The 22,010-nt window shown below is 71.6% G+C and carries 18 protein-coding genes; 9 read left to right on the top strand and 9 right to left on the bottom strand.

Annotated elements, in window-relative coordinates:
- Positions 1 to 9: 9 nt before the first annotated feature.
- The 7 genes from K7862_RS24760 to K7862_RS24790 all read right to left on the bottom strand — a co-directional run bounded on the left by K7862_RS24760 (position 10) and on the right by K7862_RS24790 (position 7,650).
- On the bottom strand, positions 10 to 1,806 hold the full coding sequence (locus tag K7862_RS24760) for a glycoside hydrolase family 3 protein (RefSeq protein WP_372461661.1): 1,797 nt from the start codon (positions 1,804 to 1,806) through the stop codon (positions 10 to 12).
- 289 nt (positions 1,807 to 2,095) lie between these two features.
- Positions 2,096 to 2,473, bottom strand: a complete 378-nt coding sequence (locus tag K7862_RS24765; RefSeq protein WP_222966232.1) for a hypothetical protein — start codon at positions 2,471 to 2,473, stop codon at positions 2,096 to 2,098.
- Positions 2,474 to 2,802: 329 nt separating this feature from the next.
- Positions 2,803 to 3,795, bottom strand: coding sequence for a LysR family transcriptional regulator (locus K7862_RS24770; protein WP_222966234.1), 993 nt, complete (start codon positions 3,793 to 3,795; stop codon positions 2,803 to 2,805).
- A 99-nt stretch (positions 3,796 to 3,894) separates the two neighbouring features.
- Positions 3,895 to 4,692 carry a sugar phosphate isomerase/epimerase family protein gene (locus K7862_RS24775; RefSeq protein WP_222966236.1) on the bottom strand — a complete coding sequence of 266 codons (798 nt, stop codon included), beginning with the start codon at positions 4,690 to 4,692 and terminating at the stop codon, positions 3,895 to 3,897.
- A gap of 42 nt (positions 4,693 to 4,734) precedes the next feature.
- Positions 4,735 to 5,445: a vWA domain-containing protein gene (locus K7862_RS24780; protein ID WP_222966239.1), complete on the bottom strand. Its 711-nt coding sequence runs from the start codon at positions 5,443 to 5,445 to the stop codon at positions 4,735 to 4,737.
- A gap of 27 nt (positions 5,446 to 5,472) precedes the next feature.
- Entirely contained in the window at positions 5,473 to 6,459 is a 987-nt protein-coding gene (locus K7862_RS24785; protein WP_222966241.1) for a bifunctional helix-turn-helix transcriptional regulator/GNAT family N-acetyltransferase, read from the bottom strand.
- A gap of 105 nt (positions 6,460 to 6,564) precedes the next feature.
- The gene (locus tag K7862_RS24790; protein WP_222966243.1) at positions 6,565 to 7,650 is read right to left on the bottom strand and encodes a LacI family DNA-binding transcriptional regulator; all 1,086 of its coding nucleotides are present in this window, start codon (positions 7,648 to 7,650) and stop codon (positions 6,565 to 6,567) included.
- Positions 7,651 to 7,960: 310 nt separating this feature from the next.
- Between K7862_RS24790 and K7862_RS24795 the strand changes: the two genes are divergently transcribed.
- The 7 genes from K7862_RS24795 (at position 7,961) to K7862_RS24825 (ending at position 17,254) form a co-directional block, all read left to right on the top strand.
- Positions 7,961 to 9,112, top strand: a complete 1,152-nt coding sequence (locus K7862_RS24795) for a Gfo/Idh/MocA family protein (protein ID WP_222966245.1) — start codon at positions 7,961 to 7,963, stop codon at positions 9,110 to 9,112.
- Positions 9,109 to 10,263 (top strand): dihydrodipicolinate synthase family protein, encoded by a 1,155-nt coding sequence (locus K7862_RS24800; RefSeq protein WP_222966247.1) that lies wholly within the window; start codon positions 9,109 to 9,111, stop codon positions 10,261 to 10,263. Before K7862_RS24795 ends, K7862_RS24800 begins: the two co-directional genes overlap by 4 nt.
- A complete protein-coding gene (locus K7862_RS24805; RefSeq protein WP_222966248.1) occupies positions 10,260 to 11,105 on the top strand; it encodes a sugar phosphate isomerase/epimerase family protein in 846 nt (281 codons plus the stop codon). Before K7862_RS24800 ends, K7862_RS24805 begins: the two co-directional genes overlap by 4 nt.
- Before the next feature lie 396 nt (positions 11,106 to 11,501).
- Positions 11,502 to 13,724 (top strand): SF1B family DNA helicase RecD2, encoded by a 2,223-nt coding sequence (gene recD2 / locus K7862_RS24810; protein WP_222966250.1) that lies wholly within the window; start codon positions 11,502 to 11,504, stop codon positions 13,722 to 13,724.
- A gap of 124 nt (positions 13,725 to 13,848) precedes the next feature.
- Positions 13,849 to 15,138: a citrate synthase gene (locus K7862_RS24815; RefSeq protein WP_222966252.1), complete on the top strand. Its 1,290-nt coding sequence runs from the start codon at positions 13,849 to 13,851 to the stop codon at positions 15,136 to 15,138.
- A 446-nt stretch (positions 15,139 to 15,584) separates the two neighbouring features.
- Positions 15,585 to 16,331: an SDR family NAD(P)-dependent oxidoreductase gene (locus K7862_RS24820; protein ID WP_222966254.1), complete on the top strand. Its 747-nt coding sequence runs from the start codon at positions 15,585 to 15,587 to the stop codon at positions 16,329 to 16,331.
- 185 nt (positions 16,332 to 16,516) lie between these two features.
- The gene (locus K7862_RS24825; protein WP_222966256.1) at positions 16,517 to 17,254 is read left to right on the top strand and encodes a DedA family protein; all 738 of its coding nucleotides are present in this window, start codon (positions 16,517 to 16,519) and stop codon (positions 17,252 to 17,254) included.
- 69 nt (positions 17,255 to 17,323) lie between these two features.
- Here K7862_RS24825 and K7862_RS24830 read toward each other — a convergent pair whose 3' ends face one another.
- The gene (locus K7862_RS24830) at positions 17,324 to 18,019 is read right to left on the bottom strand and encodes a TetR/AcrR family transcriptional regulator (protein ID WP_308012164.1); all 696 of its coding nucleotides are present in this window, start codon (positions 18,017 to 18,019) and stop codon (positions 17,324 to 17,326) included.
- 139 nt (positions 18,020 to 18,158) lie between these two features.
- Between K7862_RS24830 and K7862_RS24835 the strand changes: the two genes are divergently transcribed.
- Positions 18,159 to 20,378 (top strand): MMPL family transporter, encoded by a 2,220-nt coding sequence (locus tag K7862_RS24835; RefSeq protein WP_222966260.1) that lies wholly within the window; start codon positions 18,159 to 18,161, stop codon positions 20,376 to 20,378.
- A 7-nt stretch (positions 20,379 to 20,385) separates the two neighbouring features.
- Here K7862_RS24835 and K7862_RS24840 read toward each other — a convergent pair whose 3' ends face one another.
- Positions 20,386 to 20,586: a MarR family transcriptional regulator gene (locus K7862_RS24840; protein ID WP_222966262.1), complete on the bottom strand. Its 201-nt coding sequence runs from the start codon at positions 20,584 to 20,586 to the stop codon at positions 20,386 to 20,388.
- 364 nt (positions 20,587 to 20,950) lie between these two features.
- Here K7862_RS24840 and K7862_RS24845 point away from each other — a divergent pair, with 364 nt between their 5' ends.
- Positions 20,951 to 21,964, top strand: coding sequence for a LacI family DNA-binding transcriptional regulator (locus K7862_RS24845; RefSeq protein WP_222966264.1), 1,014 nt, complete (start codon positions 20,951 to 20,953; stop codon positions 21,962 to 21,964).
- The last annotated feature ends 46 nt before the right edge of the window (positions 21,965 to 22,010 follow it).

The raw sequence follows: 22,010 nt of genomic DNA on the forward strand, positions 1-22,010 counted from the left end.
GACCGCCGGTCAGGCACCGGCGGTCAACCCGAAGCCGACCGGCAGCAGGACGTCGTCCGGGTCGCCGGCCCGGGGAACCGCCACGGGCAGGCGGCCGGCCGGCGACGCCACACCCGCGAGAACCCGCGCGGCGGCACGCATCGACACGTCCGTCCAGCCGTAGGTCGCCAGCGACGCCGCCACCGGCGGCAGGAACGCGATGTCGTACGGATTGCGGATCGCCACGGTGACCACCGGGACGCCCGTCGCCACCAGGGCCTCCACCAGGGCGATCTGCCCGGTCCCGTCCGCCGTCACGTTGTACGTGGCGACGACGACGGCCCCCGCGCCGTCGCGCGCCGCGGCCACCGCCGCGTCGATCCGGTCGCCGGTGGGCGCACCGCCGGTGGACAACGCCCGAGCGGAAAGCCCGAGTTCGGACAGTGCTCGCGCCAGCACCGCCGTCGGGGGACCGCCCGTGCCCGAGGGAGCCGCCGGGTCCGCGCCCACCACCAGCACCTCACGATCCGCATGGCGCGTCAGCGGCAGCACCCCCGCGTCGGCGGCGAGCAGCGTGACGCCGCGCTCGGTGATCGCGTCCGCCGCCTGCTGGTGCGGCCGCGAACCCACGACCTCGTCGACCCGTTCGCGCGTCGTGGGCGGCCTGTCGAACAGGCCCCTGCGGACCTTCAGCGTCAGCAGCCGCGCGACGGACTCGTCCAGGCGTTCCTCGGTCAGCTCGCCCGACCGCACGGCAGCCAGCACACTCCGGTACGCCACCTCCAGATCCGGCGGATCCAGCAGTTGGTCCGCACCCGCCCGCAGCGCGAGCACCGGAACCCGGTCGTCGCCGTACTTCTCCCGCACGCCCCGCATGTTCAGCGCGTCGGTGACCACCACCCCGTCGTAGCCGAGCCGCTCACGCAGCAGACCGGTGAGGACCGGACGGGACAGCGTCGCCGGATCATCCGAACCGTCCAGCTCCGGAACCAGGATGTGCGCGGTCATGACCGAGTCGACGCCCGCGGCGACCGCCGCCCGGAAGGGGGTCGCGTCCACGCTCTCCCACCGGTCGGGGGAGTGGGTGATGACCGGGAGGGCGACATGGCTGTCCGCGACGGTGTCGCCGTGCCCGGGGAAATGCTTGGCCGCGGTCACGATCCCGGCCGCCTGGTACCCGCGGATCTGCGCCGCGGCCAACGCCGCCACGCGGTCAGGATCGGCGCCGAAGGAACGCACCCCGATCACCGGATTCGCCGGATTGACGTTGACGTCGCACACCGGCGCGTAGGTCTGGTTGACGCCCATCGCGGCCAGTTCCGCGCCGACGATCCGCGCCGCGGTGAAGGCGTCGTCCGGGCTGCCGTTCGCGCCGAGCGCCATCGCGCCGCCGAAGCGTGTGGCCGGCGCCCCGATCCGCTCGACCGCGCCCTGCTCCTGGTCGATCGCCACCAGCAGCGGGACGGGAGTGGCGGCGGCCAGCCCCGCCCGCTGGATCCCGTTGGACAGCTCCGCGATCTGGTGCGGGTCACGGGTGTTGTGGGCCCAGGCGAAGTAGACGATCCCGCCCAGGTGGTAGCGGGCGATCAGCTCCGCGGCGCTGTCCACCCCCATGTCGGCCTGATTCGCCGCGACGTCGGCAGGGTCCGGCTCGGTCGCGGACGCTCCGAAGACCCGCATCACGAACAACTGGCCGACCTTCTCCTCCAGCGTCATCCGCTCGATCAGCGCGCGGACCGTTTGGCGCTCGGTGTCGGTCAGGCCCGACACCGGCAGGCCGCCCGGACCCGGCGCCTCGGTCTCGGGTGAAGAGAACAGAGGGGACAGAGGGGACAGAGGGGAGGGGCGGTTGTGGGAGGTGACGGGTGAGAGGGAGGTGGGACGGTCCACGGCGGACTCCTTCCGGACGGGAAGAGTGTGCCCGTCGGATGAAAGTGAGTACCAGGGTGCCCTGCTGATCCGGGAAGTTTCTGCCGAAGGCTCCCCGGGCGGGCTTGCGGGTCGGCGGGCTTGTGGGTTGGCGGACCGGTGGGCTGGCGGGCGGCTCGGTGCGGCCCAGCGCGGGAGGTGCGCCGGGAGCCGCGACCGGTGACTGGCTGCCCGCGCCCACAGCCGGTTACCCGTGCGAGTGGAGACCTGATGCCGCGAACACCGGGTGCGCCGGCACCCGCTCCTTCGGCACCTCGAACACCACCGTCACGCGGTCCGCGGCGAAGCACTCCGGCAGTGGCTTCGGCTGGTTCACGAGCAGGACCAGCCGGTCACCGACCACGCCCAGCCCCGCCGACGTCGCCCGACTGCACCCCGTGACCTGCACCCACGCCACCAGCACCGAACGCGAGAAGTCCGTCGTGCGTGTCCCCGCGGTGATCGCCGCAGCCGCCCGCCCGTCACGCGCCGCGACACGGCCCACCAGGGTCTGCAACGCAGCTCGCGACCGCACCACTTCACGCAGATCGCCGGGCGCCGCGTCCGAGGCTGAGAAGTACGCCACGCGGGAGGCCACACCTACGGTCCCGGACGGGTCCGGCGTGCCCGAGGGCGTGGGCGGGTCGGTTGGGCTTGTCGCGCCGGTCGGGTTCGAGGCGCCGGCCGACGTGGGGGAGTGAGACCCGGGCGACCCCGGCACCGAATCGTCCGACGACGCGCCCTGCGAGGACCCACCGGAACCGCACCCCGCGGCCGTCACCGCCACCGACACGGCCAGCACCACAGCCGACACGGCCCTGCGCCCCGTTGCCTTCGCCATGCCCCTTGGACGAGCCCGGCCGCCGCACGGTTCCGCGGGGGCGGGGCAGTCACGCGAACGGCCCAGTCTCCCGCTCAGCCCGAGACCGCCACGGGCGCAGAGGTGGGCTCGGACGCCGAGAGAGGGGGAGGCGCCGCGTGCCCGGGTGAGGCGGGCGCGGGTGCCCCTCCCGAGGTCTGCCACTGCTCCCGCAGCATCCGTACGGCCACCGCGATCGACGGCCGCCGCGCCGCCCCTGCCCGCCACAGCGCGTAGAGCGTCCGCGTCGGTGCCGGTTCCAGCGGCACCATCACCGCGCCCTCCGGCAGCGGCCCACGACCCAGCCGCGGCACCAGTGCGATCCCCAGACCCGCCGCGACCAGGGCCAGATGCGTGGCGTACTCCCCGGACTGGAAGGCCAGGTCCGGCTCCGTCCTCACCTCCCGCAGGGTGCGCACCAGCCAGGCGTGGCACGTCGACCCGGGCGGCTGGCAGATCCACCGCTCCCGCGCCACGTCCGACCGGACCAGCGACGTCCGGGTGGCCAGTCGATGCCCGGCAGGCACCAGCACATCGCACCGGTCCTCGCCGATCACCTGCCGCTCCACGCCTTCGGTGGCGGGCAGGGGCGCGATGTCCCAGTCGTGCGTCACCGCGAGATCGACGGCGCCGCGCGCGACCATGTCGACGGACTGCCGGCTGTCCACCTCCGTCAGCCGCAGGTTCAGCGCCGGGTGCTCCCGCGCGAGCCGTGCCAGCACCGGCGGCATCAGCCCGCAGGCCGCTGTCGGAAACGCCGCCATCGTCAACTGGCCGGTCGGCTGCCCTCGTTGCTCCTCCAGGGCGACCTCGGCCGACTCCACGATGTCCATCAGCTTCTGCGCCGTGGACACCAGCAGATGGGCGGCGTCCGTCAGCGCCACCCCACGGCCCTGACGCTCCAGCAGCGTCGTGCCGGTCTCCCGCTCCAGCTTCGCGATCTGCTGCGAGACCGCGGAGGGGGTGTAGCCGAGGGCCATCGCCGCGGCGCCCACCGAACCGTGCGTGTACACCGCATGCAGTGCCCTGAGCCGGGCGAGATCCAGCATGTCCGCTCCTCCGTTCTCAGCCTCCCCTGGGGGCCCCTCCCCCCCCGCCCCCTCCCCGCCCCCCTGTTGCCGTTCCGCGGTACGTCCCGCCGCCCGGCCTCAGGCGGACTCGGACAGCAGCCGGGTCAGATGCTCCCGGGCAGGGCCGAGCAGACCCGGCAGGTCCGCCGCTGCCTCGTACCAGCGCTTCTCGTACTCCCAGCACAGCCAGCCGTCCCAGTCGGCGCGGCTGAGCACCTCGACGGTCTCGGCCAGCGGCAGCACACCGGCGCCCAGCGGCAGCGGGGTGGGGTCGGCGGCCGACGCGATGTCCTTGACCTGGACGTAGCCCAGGTAGGGCGCCAGCGCCGCGTAGGTGACCGACGGCTGCTCGCCCGCCAGCCAGGTGTGCATGACGTCCCAGATGGCCCCGGTGGCCCGGTGACCGACCAGACCCAGCACCCGGGCGACGTCCACTCCCGCGCGATGCGAGTCGTGGGTCTCCAGCAGCACCCGCACCCCGAGGCGGTCCGCCGACTCCGCCGCCGCGGCCAGCCGGCGCGCCGCGAGGGCATCGGCTTCCTCGGCGGGCTGGTCGCCCCCGCCCGGGAATACCCGCACGAACGAGGCCCCGAGGTCGGCTGCCAACTGGAGAGCCGCGTCGATCTCCTCCAGTACGGGGCCGTCGTCACCGGGAGCGGCGACCTTGGCGTAGGCCGCGACCGTCAGGACGTCGATCCCGGCCTTGCCGAACTGCTCCGCGATATGGGCGCGTTCGGCTGCCGGCAGCCCGGTGTGCACCGGGCCTTCGGCGCTCGCACGCAGTTCGACGCCGTGGTAGTCGTTTTCCGATGCCAGCCGGAGGACCTCGTCGACCGGCATGGTGGGGACCCCGAGGGTGGAGAAGGCGAGTCTCATTCGGCCGACGCTAGGCACCCCTCCCGGCCGGGTCAACCGGGATCAGCCGCTGACAATGCCCTGGGCGCGGGCTGCCGTCAGCCACTCGGGGAACTCTGCCATGAGACGGTCGTACAACTCGGCGTCGGTTATGGAGCGCGGATCCTTGCCCGCCGCGAAGAATCCCGCGTTGTCGACCACTCGTTTGGCGGGCACCGGCAGGTCGTCCAGGCGCCGCAGGAAACGGAACTCGTCGTCGCCGAATCCGATGAACTGCCAGAACAGGGGCAGCTCGGCGGCTTTGCACAGCACCTGGGTGGCGGCGCTCTTGCTGCTCGGGCCGCCGTCGGTCTGGAAGACCACGAATCCCGGGGCCTGTGTGCCGGACCGCTGGTAGTGCTCGATGACGGCGGTCATGGCCGCCGCGTAGTCGGTGCGGCCCATGTGCCCATAGCTGTCGTTGAGGGCGCTGATCCGTCCGGCGTACGCTGTCAGCGACACTTCGTCGATGCCGTCGACGCCGGTGGAGAAGAACACCACGGGCACGGTGCCGTCGTCGTCGAAGTGCGCGGCCAGGCCGAGGGTCTGTTCGGCGAGGTGCTGCACCGAGCCGTCGCGGTAGTAGTTGCGCATGCTGCCGGAGCGGTCGAGCACCAGGTAGACGGCGGCGCGCTCCCCGGACAGCCCGTGCTTGTCGAGACTGACCGCGGCGTGCCTGTAGAGGCTGACCAGGCCGGGCGCCGCCTGTTCCACCTTCTCCAGTGAGATGGGCATCCTTTTCCCCCTTGTCGTCGCCGTGCCTCAGGCGTCGTTGTGCGTTGCGCCGGCCGAGGGCCGCTCGCCGTCCCTGCCGGGCGCGGTGGCGTCCAGAGAAAGGCGCCAGTCCTGGCCGACCAGGTCGTGTCCGAAGCTGTGGTGCGGCTTCTCCGCGGCCAGTTCGAATCCGGCGCGCTGGTAGATCCTGCGGGCGTCACCGAGTATGTCGTTGGTCCACAGCACCATCTGCCGGTACCCCGCCTCCTTGGCGAAGGCGATGCAGGTGTCCACCAGCATCCGGCCGATGCCGTGGCCGCGAGCGGCGGGGTCGACGACGAGCAGCCGCAGGCGGGCGGTGTCCGGCTGGTCGTCGCGCATGCAGAACACGCAGCCCACGCGTTCACCGTCGAGTTCGGCGATCCAGGCGGCTTCGGCCTGCGGGTCGTGGTCGGTCGCATACCCGGCGACGATCGTGGCGACGAGCGCCTCGTACTCCTCGTTCCAGCCGAACTGCTCCGCATACACGGCGGCGTTGCACTCGATGGTCCAGCCGAGGTCGCCGGGGCGGGGAGCCCGCAGTACCGCGGGGTGGGCCTCCGCGCCGCGGGGGTGGTCCTCGCGCAGGATCTCCCGCACGGTGCGCATGGCGTCGGTCAGCCGGCCGCGCTCCTCGCGCGGTATGCCGCCGACGAGAGTGCCCACAGCTTCCTGGGAGCGTTCCTCCAGCAACGAGGCCGCTTCCCGGCCGTGTGACGTCAGCTCTATCCGCTGCCGCCGCGCGTCCCGTTCCGACGGCCTGCGGGTGACCAGTTGCTGCTGCTCGAACTTGGCGAGCATGCGGCTGAGGTGCCCGGCGTCTATCGACAGCTCGACCCGCAGGTCGGCGGCGTCCGTGTGGGGTGCGTGCGCGAGTTCGTACAGCACGCGCGCCTCGGTCAGCGTGAACGGAGTGTGCAGGTGGCGGCTGTAGTCGAGCGCGCCGATGAGATTGGTGTAGAAGCGGTTGAACTCGCGGATCTCCTTGACGGCCATGTCCCCCTCCGGTGGTGCGCGGCCTTGCGGAATTTCTTTGCCTAAGTCAAAGGTAGGCGGGTGGCGGGGCTGGAGGGAAGGGGGTGGGAGCAGGCTGTGGATAACTCAGGGACGGTTGCTCGGCGGGGCGGTCGAGGCCCGGACCATGAGCTCGGTCGGGATGGTGGACAGACCGCCCGGCGGCGGGGCCTGCCGGCCCATCACGAGCCGCCCGGCCCGTGCGCCGGCTTCCTGCAGCGGGATGCGGACCGTGGTCAGGGCCGGCGCGGCGTCGACGCTGAACGGGAGGTCGTCGAAGCCGGCGACCGAGACGTCGCCCGGAATGCTCCGCCCCTGGTCCCGCAGTGCCGCGCACACCCCGAGCGCCACCGTGTCGTTGGCGGCCACTATCGCTGTCACGCCGGGGTCCCTCCGCAGGAGTTCCAGCGTGGCGTCGTAGCCGGACGCGCGGTCGTAGCCGCCGTGAACGGTGAGCCGCAGCGCGTTGTCGCCCTCGCCGGTGCCCGGTCCCATGCCGTGTGCCTCCAGCGCGGCCCGATGGCCTTCCAGCCGGTGCCGGGTCGTGCTGCGCTCCACCGGGCCGGTCACACAGCCGATCCGGCGGTGCCCGAGGGACAGCAGGTGCTCGGTCAGCCGCCGGGCGCCGCCGCGGTTGTCGAAGGCGACGGTCGTCACCTGACCCGAATCGTCGGGCAGCGTCAGCGGCGGCCGCCCGCACAGCACCACGTGCGTTCCAGAGGTGGCGAGCCGGGCCAGGCGTGCGGCGACCGCGGCGGTGTGCGTGTCGTCCTCGACCGCCCCGCCCGTCAGTACCACGCCCGCGGCGCGCTGCCGTTCGAGGAGCGTCAGATAGGTGAGTTCGGCCTCGGGTGAGCCGCCGGTGTTGCACACCACGGCGAGCTTTCCACCGACCGGGCCCGCGCCTCCGGCGCCGATCTCCGCCTGGAGCGCGCTCGCGATGAGGCCGAAGAAGGGGTCGGCGACGTCGTTGACGAGCACGCCGACCAGGTCGGACGTGGCGGCGGCAAGGGCGCGGGCCTGCCCGTTCACGACGTAGTCGAGTTCCTCGACCGCGCGCTTGACCCGTTCCCTGGTGTTGCCCGCCACGGGGTAGTTGCCGTTCAGCACACGTGAGACCGTCGCCGAGGACACCCCGGCGCGCGCGGCGACGTCCGCCAGAGTCACTGCCATCCGGATCCGGTCCTCTCCTGCACTGCCGCGCCACTGCGTGCGCGACGGCGGTCGGCGCCCGCCCGCGGACCGCGCTTGTAGCCGCTCATGCTCTCACCGAGCGGCCCCGAGCGGGAGCGGTCCTGGGGCAGGTGTGGGGAGTGACTCATCAGTAGCCAGAAAGCGCTTACTCGCGGTGGGCTATGGATGGCACCTTGCCGCACAGGCCGCCCACGGGCTAGCGTGAAGCGCGCAGAAAGCGCTTGCTACACCCTCTACTGCACCCCTGGCCATGTCGCCTTCCCGCGACCGTCTGTCGAGGAGACTCCCCGTGACACGCAGAGCAGTGCGGATCGCCATGAACGGCGTCACCGGGCGGATGGGATATCGGCAGCACCTGGTGAGGTCGCTGCTCGAACTGCGGAGCCAGGGCGGCCTCGACCTCGGGAACGGCACCACCCTGTGGCCGGAACCGGTGCTCGTCGGACGGCGCGACCACGCCCTGCGTGCGATGGCGGAACAGCACGGGGTCGAGCGCTGGAGCACCGACCTCGACGCCGTGCTCGCCGACCCGTCGATCGAGATCTACTTCGACGCCCAGGTCACCTCCGCGCGTGAGGAGGCGGTGAAGAAGGCCATCGCAGCCGGCAAGCACATCTACTGCGAGAAGCCCACCGGCACCACCCTGGCCGGTGCCCTGGAGCTCGCGCGGCTCGCCGACGCGGCCGGTGTCAAGCACGGCGTGGTCCAGGACAAGCTCTTCCTGCCCGGGCTGCTGAAACTGCGACGGCTGGTGGAGGGCGGCTTCTTCGGCCGGATCCTGTCGGTGCGCGGCGAGTTCGGCTACTGGGTCTTCGAAGGCGACTGGCAGAGCGCCCAGCGGCCGTCGTGGAACTACCGCGCCGAGGACGGCGGCGGCATCGTCGTGGACATGTTCCCGCACTGGGAATACGTGCTCCATGAGCTGTTCGGCCGCGTGCGCACCGTGCAGGCGGTCACCGCCACGCACATCCCGCAGCGCTGGGACGAGCAGGGCAAGCCGTACGACGCGACCGCCGACGACGCCGCCTACGGCATCTTCGAGTTGGACGGTGGGGTGATCGCACAGATCAACTCCTCCTGGGCCGTGCGCGTCAACCGTGACGAACTCGTGGAGTTCCAGGTCGACGGCACCCACGGCTCGGCCGTCGCCGGCCTGCGCAACTGCCGCGTCCAGCACCGCTCGTCCACACCGAAGCCGGTGTGGAACCCCGACCTGCCGGCCACCGAGGCCTTCCGCGACCAGTGGCAGGAGGTGCCGGACAACGGCGAGTTCGACAACGGCTTCAAGGCCCAGTGGGAGCTGTTCCTGCGCCATGTCGTGCTCGACGAACCCTGGCGCTGGGACATGACCGCGGGCGCCCGCGGGGTGCAGCTCGCCGAACTCGGCCTGAGATCCGCGGCCGAGGGCCGCCGATTCGACGTCCCGGAGCTGGCGCTGTGAGCATCCTGCTGCCCGGTGAGTCCGGCGAGCCCCGCACCTATGTGCCGAGGACCGAACCCGTCACCTGTGCGACGGAACTGCCGCTGCGCAGCCGCGTGGTGTACTCCGCGGCGCATGTCGTGGCCGACCCGTTGCGGACAGCCGCGGACGCGCCCGCGGCGGTGGACTGGGACGCCACCCTCGCCTTCCGGCGGCACCTGTGGGCGCACGGACTGGGCGTCGCCGAGGCGATGGACACCGCGCAACGCGGGATGGGCCTGGACTGGGCGGGCGCGGCCGAGCTGATCCGGCGGTCCTCCGCCGAGGCCCGTGCCGTGGGTGGGCGCATCGCCTGCGGTGTCGGCACCGACCAGCTCACGGCCCCGGCAGCCACCCTCGCCGAGGTCGGCGCCGCCTATGAGGAGCAACTGGCCGTGGTGGAGGAGGCCGGGTCGCAGGCCGTGCTGATGGCTTCCCGGGCGCTGGTGGCCGTGGCCAAGGGCCCGGACGACTACCTGGAGGTCTACGGGGGTCTGCTGCGGCAGGCCGCGGAGCCGGTGATCCTGCACTGGCTCGGTCCGATGTTCGACCCCGCGCTCGCCGGTTACTGGGGCGGCGACGACCTGGACGCGGCGACCGAGACACTCCTCGAGCTCATCGCCGCCCACCCGGACAAGGTCGACGGTGTGAAGATCTCCCTGCTGGACGCCGGACGGGAGGTGGGACTGCGGCGGCGTCTGCCGGAAGGGGTGCGCTGTTACACCGGCGACGACTTCCACTACCCCGAGCTCGTCGAGGGTGACGAGCACGGATTCAGTCACGCCCTCCTCGGCATCTTCGACCCGCTCGCACCGGTCGCGGCCGCCGCCGTCAGCACCCTCGACACCGGCGACAGCGCGGGCTTCCGCGCCCTCCTCGACCCCACCGTGGAACTGTCCCGGCACCTGTTCGGCGCGCCCACCCGCTTCTACAAGACCGGTGTGGTGCTGCTCGCCTGGCTGGCCGGACACCAGGACCACTTCGCCATGGTGGGCGGTCTGCAGTCCGCGCGTTCCCTGCCGCACCTGGCGCGCGCCTACGAACTGGCCGACCGTCTGGGCCTGTTCCCCGATCCCGCGCTCGCCGAGTCCCGGATGCGCGGCCTGCTCGCGGTGTACGGGGTGGACGCGTGAGCGCCCCGGCCGGCGGGGATTTGGACCGCCTCAGCCTCAACCAGGAGACCCTCAAGCAGTGGTCGCTGCCCGACCTCGTCGACGGGTGCGCCGCCGCGGGCGTCACCCGGGTCGGCCTGTGGCGGGCGCCCGTCCAGGAGTACGGCGTCGAGCGGGCCGCACGCCTCATGCGCGACAGCGGACTGACGGTCACGTCCCTGTGCCGCGGCGGGTTCTTCACCGCGTCCGAGCCCAAGGCGCGGGCGGCGGCCCTGGACGACAACCGTGCGGCTGTCGACGAGGCCGCGGCGCTGGGCACCGGCACCCTGGTGCTGGTCTCCGGCGGCCTGCCCGAAGGCGACCGTGACATCGCGGCGGCGCGGCAGCGGGTCGCCGACGCCATCGCCGAACTGGCTCCCTACGCGGCCGGGCGCGGCGTGCGCCTCGCGATCGAGCCACTGCACCCGATGTACGCGTCGGACCGCTGCGTGGTCTCCACCCTCGACCAGGCCCTCGACATCGCCGAACTGTTCCCCGCCGGCCAGGTCGGCGTCGTGGTCGACACCTACCACCTGTGGTGGGACGACCGGGCGCCCAAGGCGATCGCCAGGGCCGGGGCGGGCGGCAGGATCGCCTGCTTCCAGGTCGCCGACTGGGTGACGCCGCTGCCCGAAGGCGTGCTGCTGGGACGCGGACAGCTCGGCGACGGATGCGTCGACCTGCGCGGATTCCGTGAGCTGGTCGACGGCGCCGGCTACGCGGGCGACATCGAGGTCGAGATCTTCAGTCCCGCGCTTTGGGCCAGGAACGGCCGCGAGGTCCTGGCCGAGGTCGTCGACCGCTACCGGCGGCACGTGCTCTGAAAGTTCCCCGGAAAATTTCTGGTTGGGCGTACAACCCTTGCCGGTGGTGGTCGGTCATACATGGCATCACGGCTCCAGGGAGGGGTTCAGGGGGCCAGGAGGGTAAGTACGCCCGAGGGGGGCTTCGGGGGTATGGGGGGGAACGCGCAAGGGGTCCGGCCGGTGCCGGACCCCTTGCGCATTCCCGGACCGCCGCTCTCGCGCCCGCGCTGAACGCGGGGGTCCCGACGCGCGCTGCCGGGACGCTCTCCTCCGGCCGGCGGCAGAGCGGGGGCCGGGGACGGACGCAGCGGCAGCGGGTTGTCCACAGGCTCGTGGAGCGGCCCCGGCGCGCTGTCCGCGGCGGACGGTACCTTCGAATCGTCCAACCGCCGCAGCCGGGAAGGGAGGCCGGAGATGGGGGAGTCGGCACACCTGTCCGTGCTCGAAGGCGTCCTGGAACGGATCACGTACGCGAACGAGGACAACGGCTACACCGTCGCGCGGGTGGACACCGGGCGCGGTTCCGGGGACCTGCTCACCGTCGTCGGCGCGCTGCTGGGAGCACAGCCGGGCGAGTCCCTGCGGATGCACGGCCGCTGGGGGTCCCACCCGCAGTACGGCAAGCAGTTCACCGTCGAGAACTACACGACCGTGCTGCCCGCCACGATCCAGGGCATCCGCCGCTACCTCGGATCGGGGCTGATCAAGGGCATCGGACCGAGGATCGCCGAGCGCATCGTCGACCACTTCGGCGTCGGGACCCTGGACGTCATCGAGAGCGAGCCGACCCGGCTGGTCGAGGTGCCCGGACTCGGCCCGAAGCGGACCAAGCTGATCGCCGGCGCCTGGGAGGAGCAGAAGGCGATCAAGGAGGTCATGGTCTTCCTGCAGGGCGTCGGCGTCTCGACGTCCATCGCGGTGCGGATCTACAAGACCTACCAGGACGCGTCGATCTCGGTGGTGAAGAACCAGCCCTACCGGCTGGCGTCGGACGTGTGGGGCATCGGCTTTCTGACCGCCGACCGGCTGGCCAAGGCCGTCGGGATACCGCACGACAGCCCCGAGCGGGTCAAGGCCGGACTGCAGTACGCCCTGTCGCAGGCCACCGACAGCGGCAACTGCTACCTGCCGCAGGAGCAACTGATCGCCGACGCGGTGAAACTGCTCCAGGTCGACACGGGCCTGGTCATCGACTGCCTCGGGGAGCTCGCCGACGAGGAGGGCGTCGTCCGTGAGGACGTCCCCTCGCGGGAGGGTGACGGGCAGCCGGCCAAGGCCGTCTACCTGGTGCCGTTCCACCGGGCGGAGATCTCCCTGGCCGCCCAGTTGATGCGGCTGCTGCGCGGTCCCGAGGACCGGCTCCCGGTCTTCGCCGACGTGGACTGGGACAAGGCCCTGGCCTGGCTCACCCGCACCACCGGCGCCGACCTGGCACCCGAGCAGGAGCAGGCGGTGCGGCTGGCGCTGACCGAGAAGGTGGCGGTCCTCACCGGCGGCCCCGGCTGCGGCAAGTCCTTCACCGTGCGCTCGGTGGTGGCCCTGGCGCGGGCCAAGAAGGCCAAGGTGGTGCTCGCCGCGCCGACCGGGCGGGCCGCCAAGCGCCTGGCGGAGCTGACCGGGGCCGAGGCCTCGACCGTGCACCGCCTGCTGGAGCTGAAACCCGGCGGCGACGCCGCCTACGACCGCGACCGGCCGCTGGACGCGGACCTGGTGGTGGTCGACGAGGCGTCGATGCTGGACCTGCTGCTGGCGAACAAGCTGGTCAAGGCCGTCCCGCCCGGCGCGCACCTGCTGTTCGTCGGTGACGTCGACCAGTTGCCCAGCGTCGGCGCCGGCGAGGTACTGCGCGACCTGCTCGCCCCCGAGAGCCCGGTGCCCGCGGTGCGGCTGACCCGGATCTTCCGGCAGGCCCAGCAGTCCGGCGTGGTCACCAACGCGCACCGGATCAACGCCGGTACGCCGCCGCTCACCCAGGGCCTGCCGGACTTCTTCCTCTTCGCCGAGGAGGACGCCGAGGAAGCGGCCCGGCTCACCGTCGACGTGGTGGCCCGGCGCATCCCCGCCCGGTTCGGCCTGGACCCGCGGCGCGACGTGCAGGTGCTCGCGCCCATGCACCGCGGCCCGGCAGGGGCCGGCGTGCTCAACGGCCTGCTGCAGCAGGCCGTCACCCCGGCCCGTCCGGACCTGCCCGAGCGCCGCTTCGGCGGCCGGACCTTCCGCGTCGGCGACAAGGTCACCCAGATCAGGAACAACTATGACAAGGGGGCGAACGGGGTCTTCAACGGCACCGTAGGCGTCGTCACCGCGCTGGACACCGTCGAGCAGCGGCTGACCGTCCGGACCGACGAGGACGAGGAGATCCCGTACGACTTCGACGAACTGGACGAGCTGGTGCACGCGTATGCGGTGACCATCCACCGATCGCAGGGCAGCGAGTACCCGGCGGTGGTGATCCCCGTCACCACCGGGGCCTGGATGATGCTCCAGCGGAACCTGCTCTACACCGCCGTCACCCGGGCGAAACGGCTGGTCGTACTGGTCGGGTCGCGGCGCGCCATCGGTCAGGCGGTACGGACCGTGTCCGCCGGAAAGCGCTTCACGGCACTCGACCACCGGCTGTCCCAGGGCGCAAAATAGGCACTCCGTGCCACATTTCGGCCCGATGGCCGACCCCGAGTGCACACCACAGTGCCAAATGGGGGACAGTGGACGTAGTCAGGGCACCTCGATGAAGAGGCAACACCGTCGGTGAGGGAATGACGTGAGCGACAACTCTGTAGTACTGCGGTACGGGGACAGCGAACACAGCTACCCCGTTGTGGACAGCACCGTCGGCGACAAGGGATTCGACATCGGCAAGCTGCGTGCCGACACGGGTCTGGTCACCCTGGACAGCGGCTACGGCAACACCGCGGCCTACAAGTCCGCGATCACCTTCCTCGACGGCGAGCAGGGCATCCTGCGCTACCGCGGATACCCGATCGAGCAGCTCGCCGAGCGCGGCACCTTCCTGGAAACCGCGTACCTGCTGATCAACGGTGAGCTCCCGACCGTGGACCAGCTGTCCGAGTTCAAGGGGCAGATCACGCAGCACACCTTGCTGCACGAGGACGTCAAACGGTTCTACGACGGCTTCCCGCGTGACGCGCACCCCATGGCGATGCTCTCGTCCGTGGTCAGCGCGCTGTCGACGTTCTACCAGGACAGCCACAACCCGTTCGACCCCGAGCAGCGCCACCTGTCCACGATCCGGCTGCTCGCCAAGCTGCCGACGATCGCGGCCTACGCGTACAAGAAGTCCGTCGGCCAGCCGGTGGTCTACCCGCGCAACGACCTCGGCTACGTCGAGAACTTCCTGCGCATGACGTTCTCGGTCCCGGCCGAGGAGTACCAGCTCGACCCGGTCGTGGTCAGCGCACTGGACAAGCTGTTCATCCTGCACGCGGACCACGAGCAGAACTGCTCGACGTCCACCGTGCGCCTGGTCGGCTCCTCGCAGGCCAACCTGTTCGCGTCGATCTCCGCCGGCATCAGCGCCCTGTGGGGCCCCCTGCACGGCGGCGCCAACCAGTCGGTGCTGGAGATGCTGGAGCGCATCCAGACCGACGGCGGCGACGTGGACTCCTTCATCCGCAAGGTGAAGGACAAGCAGGACGGCGTGAAGCTCATGGGCTTCGGCCACCGCGTCTACAAGAACTTCGACCCCCGGGCGAAGATCATCAAGGCCGCGGCGCACGACGTGCTCTCCGCGCTCGGCAAGTCCGACGAGCTGCTCGACATCGCGCTCAAGCTCGAGGAGCACGCGCTCAGCGACGACTACTTCGTCTCGCGCAAGCTCTACCCGAACGTCGACTTCTACACCGGTCTGATCTACCGGGCGATGGGCTTCCCGACCAGCATGTTCACCGTGCTGTTCGCGATCGGCCGACTGCCGGGTTGGATCGCCCAGTGGCACGAGATGATCAAGGAGCCCGGTTCCCGGATCGGCCGCCCGCGGCAGATCTACACCGGCGTCGTCGAGCGCGACTACATCCCGGTCGAGGCCCGCTGACCCACGCCTTCCGGAGCCGCGGGCCCCGGGCCCACGGCTGCGCCGGGTGAACGAAGAAGCGCCCCGCGACGGATCCCCCCACGGGTCCGGCACGGGGCGCTCCCGTTTCCCGGCGCGGATCCCCCCACGGGTCCGTACCGGGCGTTTGTGGCGGCCGCGCCGTAGCCGGGACGAAGGGCCCGGGAGGGCCGCTCAAAGCTCCCCGGACGTCGCCCCGGCGACGCAACCCGGACCGTCCCCCAAGACGATCCGTACCCGCAGTCTCCCACTCGGGCGAGCCGGGAGTGCGGTGCTCAAGACATAAGACCCACGAACCACCGTAATGGTTACGTTCCAAGCTATGTGATCTACGTCTCCGAAGGGAAGCTGTTTTCGCAGGCTACCCCCGCGCGCTGCCGGTCCGGACCCATCCCGTAGCGTGCTGAACCTCTCGAGGGGCGGAGCACATGGCAGAGAACGGGACAGCGGTCCGCAACATCGTGGTGACGGGCGGGGGCACGGGCATCGGTCTGGCCGTCGCGACCCGGTTCGCGTCGGACGGCCATCACGTCACGATCGTCGGCCGCCGCCGTGAGGTGCTGCACGCCACAGTCCGGGAGCTGCGCGAGGAGAGCGGGCTGGACGTCACCCCCGTGGTGTGCGACCTCGCCGACCCCGACGACGTGGAGGCCGTACTCCCGCACCTGCCCGAACGTGTCGACGTCCTGGTGAACAACGCGGGCAGCCGCGAGCTGGCGGTCGGCGCCGGCCCCCACGGTGTGCTGGCCCGGTGGCGCGGCGACTTCGAGCGCAACGTGCTGACCGCGGTCCTGATCACCGAGTCGCTGCGTGACCGCTTCAGTGAGGACGGCCGGGTCGTGACCGTCACCTCCGTGGCGGCCCTGCGCGGCGGCGGCTCCTACGGCGCCTCCAAGGCCGCCTTGCACGCCTGGAACCACTCGCTGGCCGCCCAGCTCGGACCGCAGGGCGTGACGTGCAACATCGTGGCGCCCGGCACCGTCGCGGGCACCGAGTTCTTCGGGGCCCGGCTCAACGAGGCGGAGCTGACCCGCAGGGCCGGCCGGACCCTCGTCGGGCGCGTCGGCCGCCCGGCGGACGTCGCCGCGGCCGTGCTCTTCCTCGCCTCGCCCGAAGCGGGCTTCATCACCGGCGAGATCCTCCAGTGCAACGGCGGCGAGTTGCTGGGCCGCTGACGGCCCGGACTTCCGCGTTGCCGGCACACCGGCCGCTCCACCCAGGGGAGTACGGCGCGTGCGCCCGCAGGATGAGTTTTCCGGGGAATCCCCGGTGAGTTCCCTGATCCCCGGCAAACCCGGTTGCCGCCTCTCCCGCACGCTGTCAGCGTTGAAGGACGGGGTGGGGAAGAGGGGCGGGGAGGATGGACGTTGCACTGAGCGTGTCGTCACTCGACTTCACCTCTGGTCTCGCGGAGCACCTCAGAGGTGGGAACGTCCTGTGGGCCTATGCGCTCCTCGCCGCCACCACGGCGCCCCCGCTCGTGCCCAACTCCGTGCTCCTGGTGACCGGTGGCGTCTTGGCCGCCGAGGGGCGGCTCGACATCGCCCTGGTCCTGCTCGTGGTGGCCGGCAGCGCGGTCGTCGGCGACCTGCTGGTGCACCGGGCGGGACGGGCCATGAGCGGCCGGGTCGTGGCACGCATGCGCCGCCGCCCGCAGCGCGCCGCCCTGCTGCACTGGGCCGCGCTGCGCATACAGCGGCACGGCATACCCTTCGTCGTGGGGGTGCGTTTCCTGCCCAGCGGCCGTGTGATCGGCGGACTGGCGGCTGGGGTGATGCGTTATCCGGCCCGCAAGTACGCGATCGGCGCCGGGCTTGCCGAGGCCGTCTGGGCCTCGTACTCCGTCGGCGCCGGTTATCTGAGCGGGCGCGCCGCCTCGAACTCCTTCTTCGCTCTCTGCCTGGGCCTGGGCATCTCGCTGCTGGTGGCCGGCGTCGGGGCCCTGGCCCAGTGGGCGTCCAGCAGGCGCGACCGGCGCCGCGACGGCGGAGCGGCCAAGCCCTCGACGGTCGTGGCCGCGCGACGTGCCGACCCCAGCGAGACGGGGGAGGCGGACGCCGGGACGTTCGTGTGCCCGACCCATCGGCCGGGAGGCTGACCGCTCGGCGGTGAGGCTCCGCGTGCCGGCGCGCCTGCGCCCGATGCCGGGCCTCCGCCGGTTTCCGGGCTATCGCGCCTCTGTCGTGGCGGGGGACTGCGACGGCATCGCGGCGTTGGGGTCGGCCGGGCCGGCGGGCACCGCCTCGGTGCCGATGTGCGGCGCGAGGTAGCGGTAGAGCATGCTCTTCAGCTCCCGCACGTAGGGCTCGCGGTCGCCGTTGTCCTGCTGGACGACCAGATCCAGACCGGCCTTGAACATCGCGAAGCTCATCTGTGCGACCAGCGCCCGCTCCGCCGGCGACATCGCGGGTCGGCGGACCCCGATCAGCGTGGTGACCGACTCCAGCAGTGCCTGGTGCAGGACGTCGTGGTCCTCGGTGACCTTCCCCGGGGCGTCGGGTCCCTTGAGCAGCGCCAGGAACACCGGGTTGTCCTGGTTGAACTCGATGAACGGGTCCGTCACGGCGTCGATCAGCTCGCCGAGCGGCAGCCGGGCGTTGTCCTCGGTGAAGACCCGGCCGTGGGCCGCCTCCATCTCCTTGAGCAGCTGTCCGCTCAGCTCGATGGCGATGGCCTCCTTGTTCGGGAAGAACTGGTACAGCGTGCCGGGCGACACCCCGGCCTCGCGCGCGATGGCGTTGGTGCTGCTCGCGGTGTAGCCGAGCGTGCAGAACACGCTGGCCGCCGCCTGGAGCAGCTGCACGATGCGCCGCTCGCCGCGGGCCTGCCGGCGCCGCGGCGGCCTCTCGTCCGCCTCGGACACATGAACTCCCAGGGAGGATTGACAAACACGAGAGGTCGCTCGCATTCTAGAAAACGCGAGCGGTCGTTCGTGTTCGAGTCTAGTCGTGCTTGCAGGTCGTGTCGTCGGTCAGTCGTCTACGGGGAGAGGACACTCTGCCATGTCCGAAGTCAACAGCGGGGCCGGCGTCGGGGGCTGGACGCGGGCCGTCACCGCCAGACCGCGGCTGACGCTGCTGATGGCCCTGCTGTTCACCGCGCTCGCGGTGGTCGCCGGCAACGGGGTGGCCGACCGGCTGTCCAGCGGCGGCTGGGAGGCCCCGCACTCCCAGTCGTCGTACGCCACGGCCGCTCTGGCCGAGCACTTCCCGGCCTCCCAGCCCAACCTCGTCCTGCTGGTCGCCGGCCGCGGAGCCGGAGTGGACAGCCCGGCCGTCGCCGCCGAGGGGCAGGACCTGGCACGCCGGCTCGCCGCCGACCCCGACGTGACCGGGGTGACCTCCTACTGGGGTACGCACGCACCCGTGCTGCGGGCCAAGGACGGTCGCTCGGCGATGATCACCGCCAGGCTGCGCGGTGACGACAACGCCGTCGCCGAGGAGATCAAACGGATAGCGCCCGCCTACCGCGGCACGCACGGCCCGGTCGGGGTGAGCGTCGGCGGCTCGTCGGCCGTCCGCCACGACCTCCAGACCACCATCCAGCAGGACCTGGTGCGCGCGGAGATGATCGCCCTGCCCGTCACCCTGGTGCTCCTCGTGATGGTCTTCGGCAGCGCCGTCGCGGCCCTGCTGCCCCTCGGGGTGGGCTTCATCGCCATCCTCGGCACCAGCTCGGTGCTGCGCGGCGTCACCGAGCTGACCAGCGTCTCCGTCTTCGCCGAGAACCTGACCACGGCGCTGGGCCTGGGGCTGGCCATCGACTACGCCCTGTTCATCGTGCGCCGCTTCCGCGAGGAGCTGGCCTCGGGGCTGCCCCCGCTGGCCGCGGTCGGCAGGACCCTGCGGACCGCCGGCCGCACGGTGATGTTCTCCGCCCTGACGGTCGCCGCCTCGCTCTCGGCGATGCTGGTCTTCCCGCAGTACTTCCTGCGCTCCTTCGCCTATGCCGGCATCGCCGTGGTCCTGCTGGCCGCGGGCGCCGCGCTGATCGTGCTCCCCGCCGCCCTGGTCCTCCTCGGCGCCCGGGTCAACGCGCTGGACCTGCGGCGGGTCCTGCGCCGGCGGCCCGGCGGTGAGTCCGGAGCGGGCTACGCCCGAGTGGCCCGGCTGGTGATGCGCAGGGCCCCGGTCTTCGCCATCGGCGCGGTGGCCGGGCTGCTCCTGCTCGGACTGCCGTTCCTGCAGGTGAAGTTCGGCACCGCCGACGACCGGCAGTTGCCTGCCGCGGCTGAGTCCCATCAGGTGCAGCAGCAGATCCGTGAGGAATTCCCGGGCAGCCCTGACGGCGCGATCACGATCCTGGCCGAAGGCGCAGACCCCGCTCAACTGGCCTCCTACGAGCGGAGAATCGCGGAGCTGCCCTCCGTGGTGCGGGTCGACGGCCCTGTCACCGCAGCCGGCAGCCGGACCGCCTACCTGACGGTGCTGCCCAAGGGTGAGGCAGTGGACTCCGGCACCCAGGGCCTGGTCCGGCAGATCCGGGACGTCCCGGCCGGATTCAGGGCATCGGTGACCGGGCAGGCCGCCGTGCTGGTCGACACCAAGGACGCCATAGCCGCGAAGCTCCCCTGGGCGGCCGGAATCATCGCCCTGGTCACGCTGCTGCTGGTCTTCCTGCTCACCGGAAGCGTCGTGATCCCCCTGCAGGCAGTATTGCTCAACGCGCTGAGCCTGACGGCGATGTTCGGGTCCGTGGTCTGGGTCTTCCAGGACGGCCACCTGTCGGATCTCCTCGGTTTCACGGCCACGGGCAGCATCGAGACGACCCTGCCGGTGCTGATGTTCTGCGTGGCCTTCGGACTGTCCATGGACTACGGGGTGTTCCTGCTCTCCCGGATCAAGGAGGAGTACGACCGCAGCGGGGATCACCGGTCGTCCATCGTCTTCGGGCTGCAACGCACCGGCGGTCTGATCACCGCAGCGGCGGTCATCCTCGCCGTCGTGATGGTCGCCATCGGCACCTCCCGGGTGGCCAACACCAAGATGCTCGGGCTCGGCATCGCCCTGGCCGTGCTCATGGACGCGATGGTGGTCCGCACGCTCCTGGTGCCGGCCGTGATGAGGCTGACCGGGCGGGCGACGTGGTGGGCGCCGCCGGTCCTGCGGCGGCTCCACCAGCGGTTCGGCATATCCGAGGGCGCCGCTCCGGCCGTGACGCCCGGCAGCGGGGACCCGCGCGCCGGAGCGCGTCCGGCACCCGAGCCCGCAGCCAGGAGCTGACCTCCGGTCAGTCGTCCCGGCGGCCGCGGTTGCCCGGCCGCCGGGCGCTCCATGCGCGCACCGTGTCGGCGTACCAGAACGGTTTGCCGCCCTCCACCAGGTCCGGTTCGGGGAGATGGCCATGTTTGCGGTACGAGCGCACCGTCTCCACCTGCACACGGATGTGCGCGGCGATGTCCGCATATGACCACAGTGTCCGATCGGCCATGAAGTGCCTCCGTTCGGCGGGAGTTGTCGATCAGTACCCTGACCCGGCCAACGACGGCGGAGGGAGACCGCACGGGCCTGTTGATCTTTCGTGACAGTTAACCCGCGTAACGGTGACAAACGTGGCGAAGGGGTAACGTCCGCGCAGGGGCCATGACCGGCTTCATCGACTCGGCAAAAGGTTGCCGTCAAGGCCCGCACGGGCTGGCGACGTTGAAGCGCTTCACCTCAAGGCGGCATGGGATGGCCTGCACAGTTGATGTGACCGCACTCCGGTCCGCGGCCGGTCCGCTCTCTTTCGTCGAAACGCGTCGCTGAGTAGATTGAGCCGCGTCTGCTTCCTGCCTGCGTCGGATGGAGCCCTCATGGCCACGCTTGCCGAGGTCGCCCGGCATGCCGGCGTCTCCGCCAGCACGGTGTCGTACGTCCTCAGTGGCAAGCGGTCGATCTCCGAGGAGACCCGCCTGCGCGTGGAGAACAGCATCCGCGAACTCGGATACCACCCCAACGCGGGCGCTCGGGCCCTTGCCAGCAGCCGTTCGCACATCATCGCGCTGATGGTGCCGCTGCGCACCGACATGTACGTGCCGGTGATGATGGAGATCGCCATCGCGGTGGCCACCACCGCACGCGGCTTCGGCCACGACGTGCTGCTGCTGACCGGCGAGGAGGGACCGGAGGCGGTCCGACGGGTGGCGGCGAGCGGCCTGGCCGACGCCATGATCGTGATGGACGTCGAGCTGGACGACGAACGGGTGCCGCTGCTGCGGGACTCCGCCCGCCCGTCCGTGCTGATCGGCCTGCCCGGCGACCCGGCCGGACTGACCTGCGTCGACCTGGACTTCACCGCGACCGGCGCGCTGTGCGCCGACCACCTCGCGCAGTTCGGGCACAAGGATGTCGCGGTGATCGGCGAGGCGGCCGCCGTCTACCGGCGGCACACGGGCTTCGCCGAGCGCACCCTCGACGGGCTGCGCTCGCGGGCGCGTGAGCACGGGATGCGGGTCATCCACCGGCCGTGCGAGGGGAGTTACGAGTCCACGGCGGGAGTCCTGGCCCGGGTCTTCGAGGAGCGGCCGGACACCAGTGCGCTGGTGGTGCAGAACGAGGCGGCCGTCGGGCCCATGCTGGCCCTGCTGCGGCAGCAGGGCCGGGCCGTTCCCGAGGATGTGTCGGTCGTCGCGATCTGCCCGGACCAGGTGGCGTTGCAGGCGTCCGTCCAGCTCACGTCCGTGGCGATACCCGCGCAGGAGATGGGCCGGCAGGCGGTCGAACTGGTGATGGCCAAGATCGAGGGCCGGGAGCCGGCCCCGGTCACGCTGCTGCCGCCGCGGCTCACCGTCCGGGCCAGCACCGGCCCGGCGCCCACCGCGCCCTGACCGGCCGGCGGATGACCCCGCCACCAGGTCGCCGCCGCACCTCCTC

This window comes from Actinacidiphila acidipaludis (assembly GCF_019890725.1).
Taxonomy (GTDB): Bacteria; Actinomycetota; Actinomycetes; order Streptomycetales; family Streptomycetaceae; genus Actinacidiphila; species Actinacidiphila acidipaludis.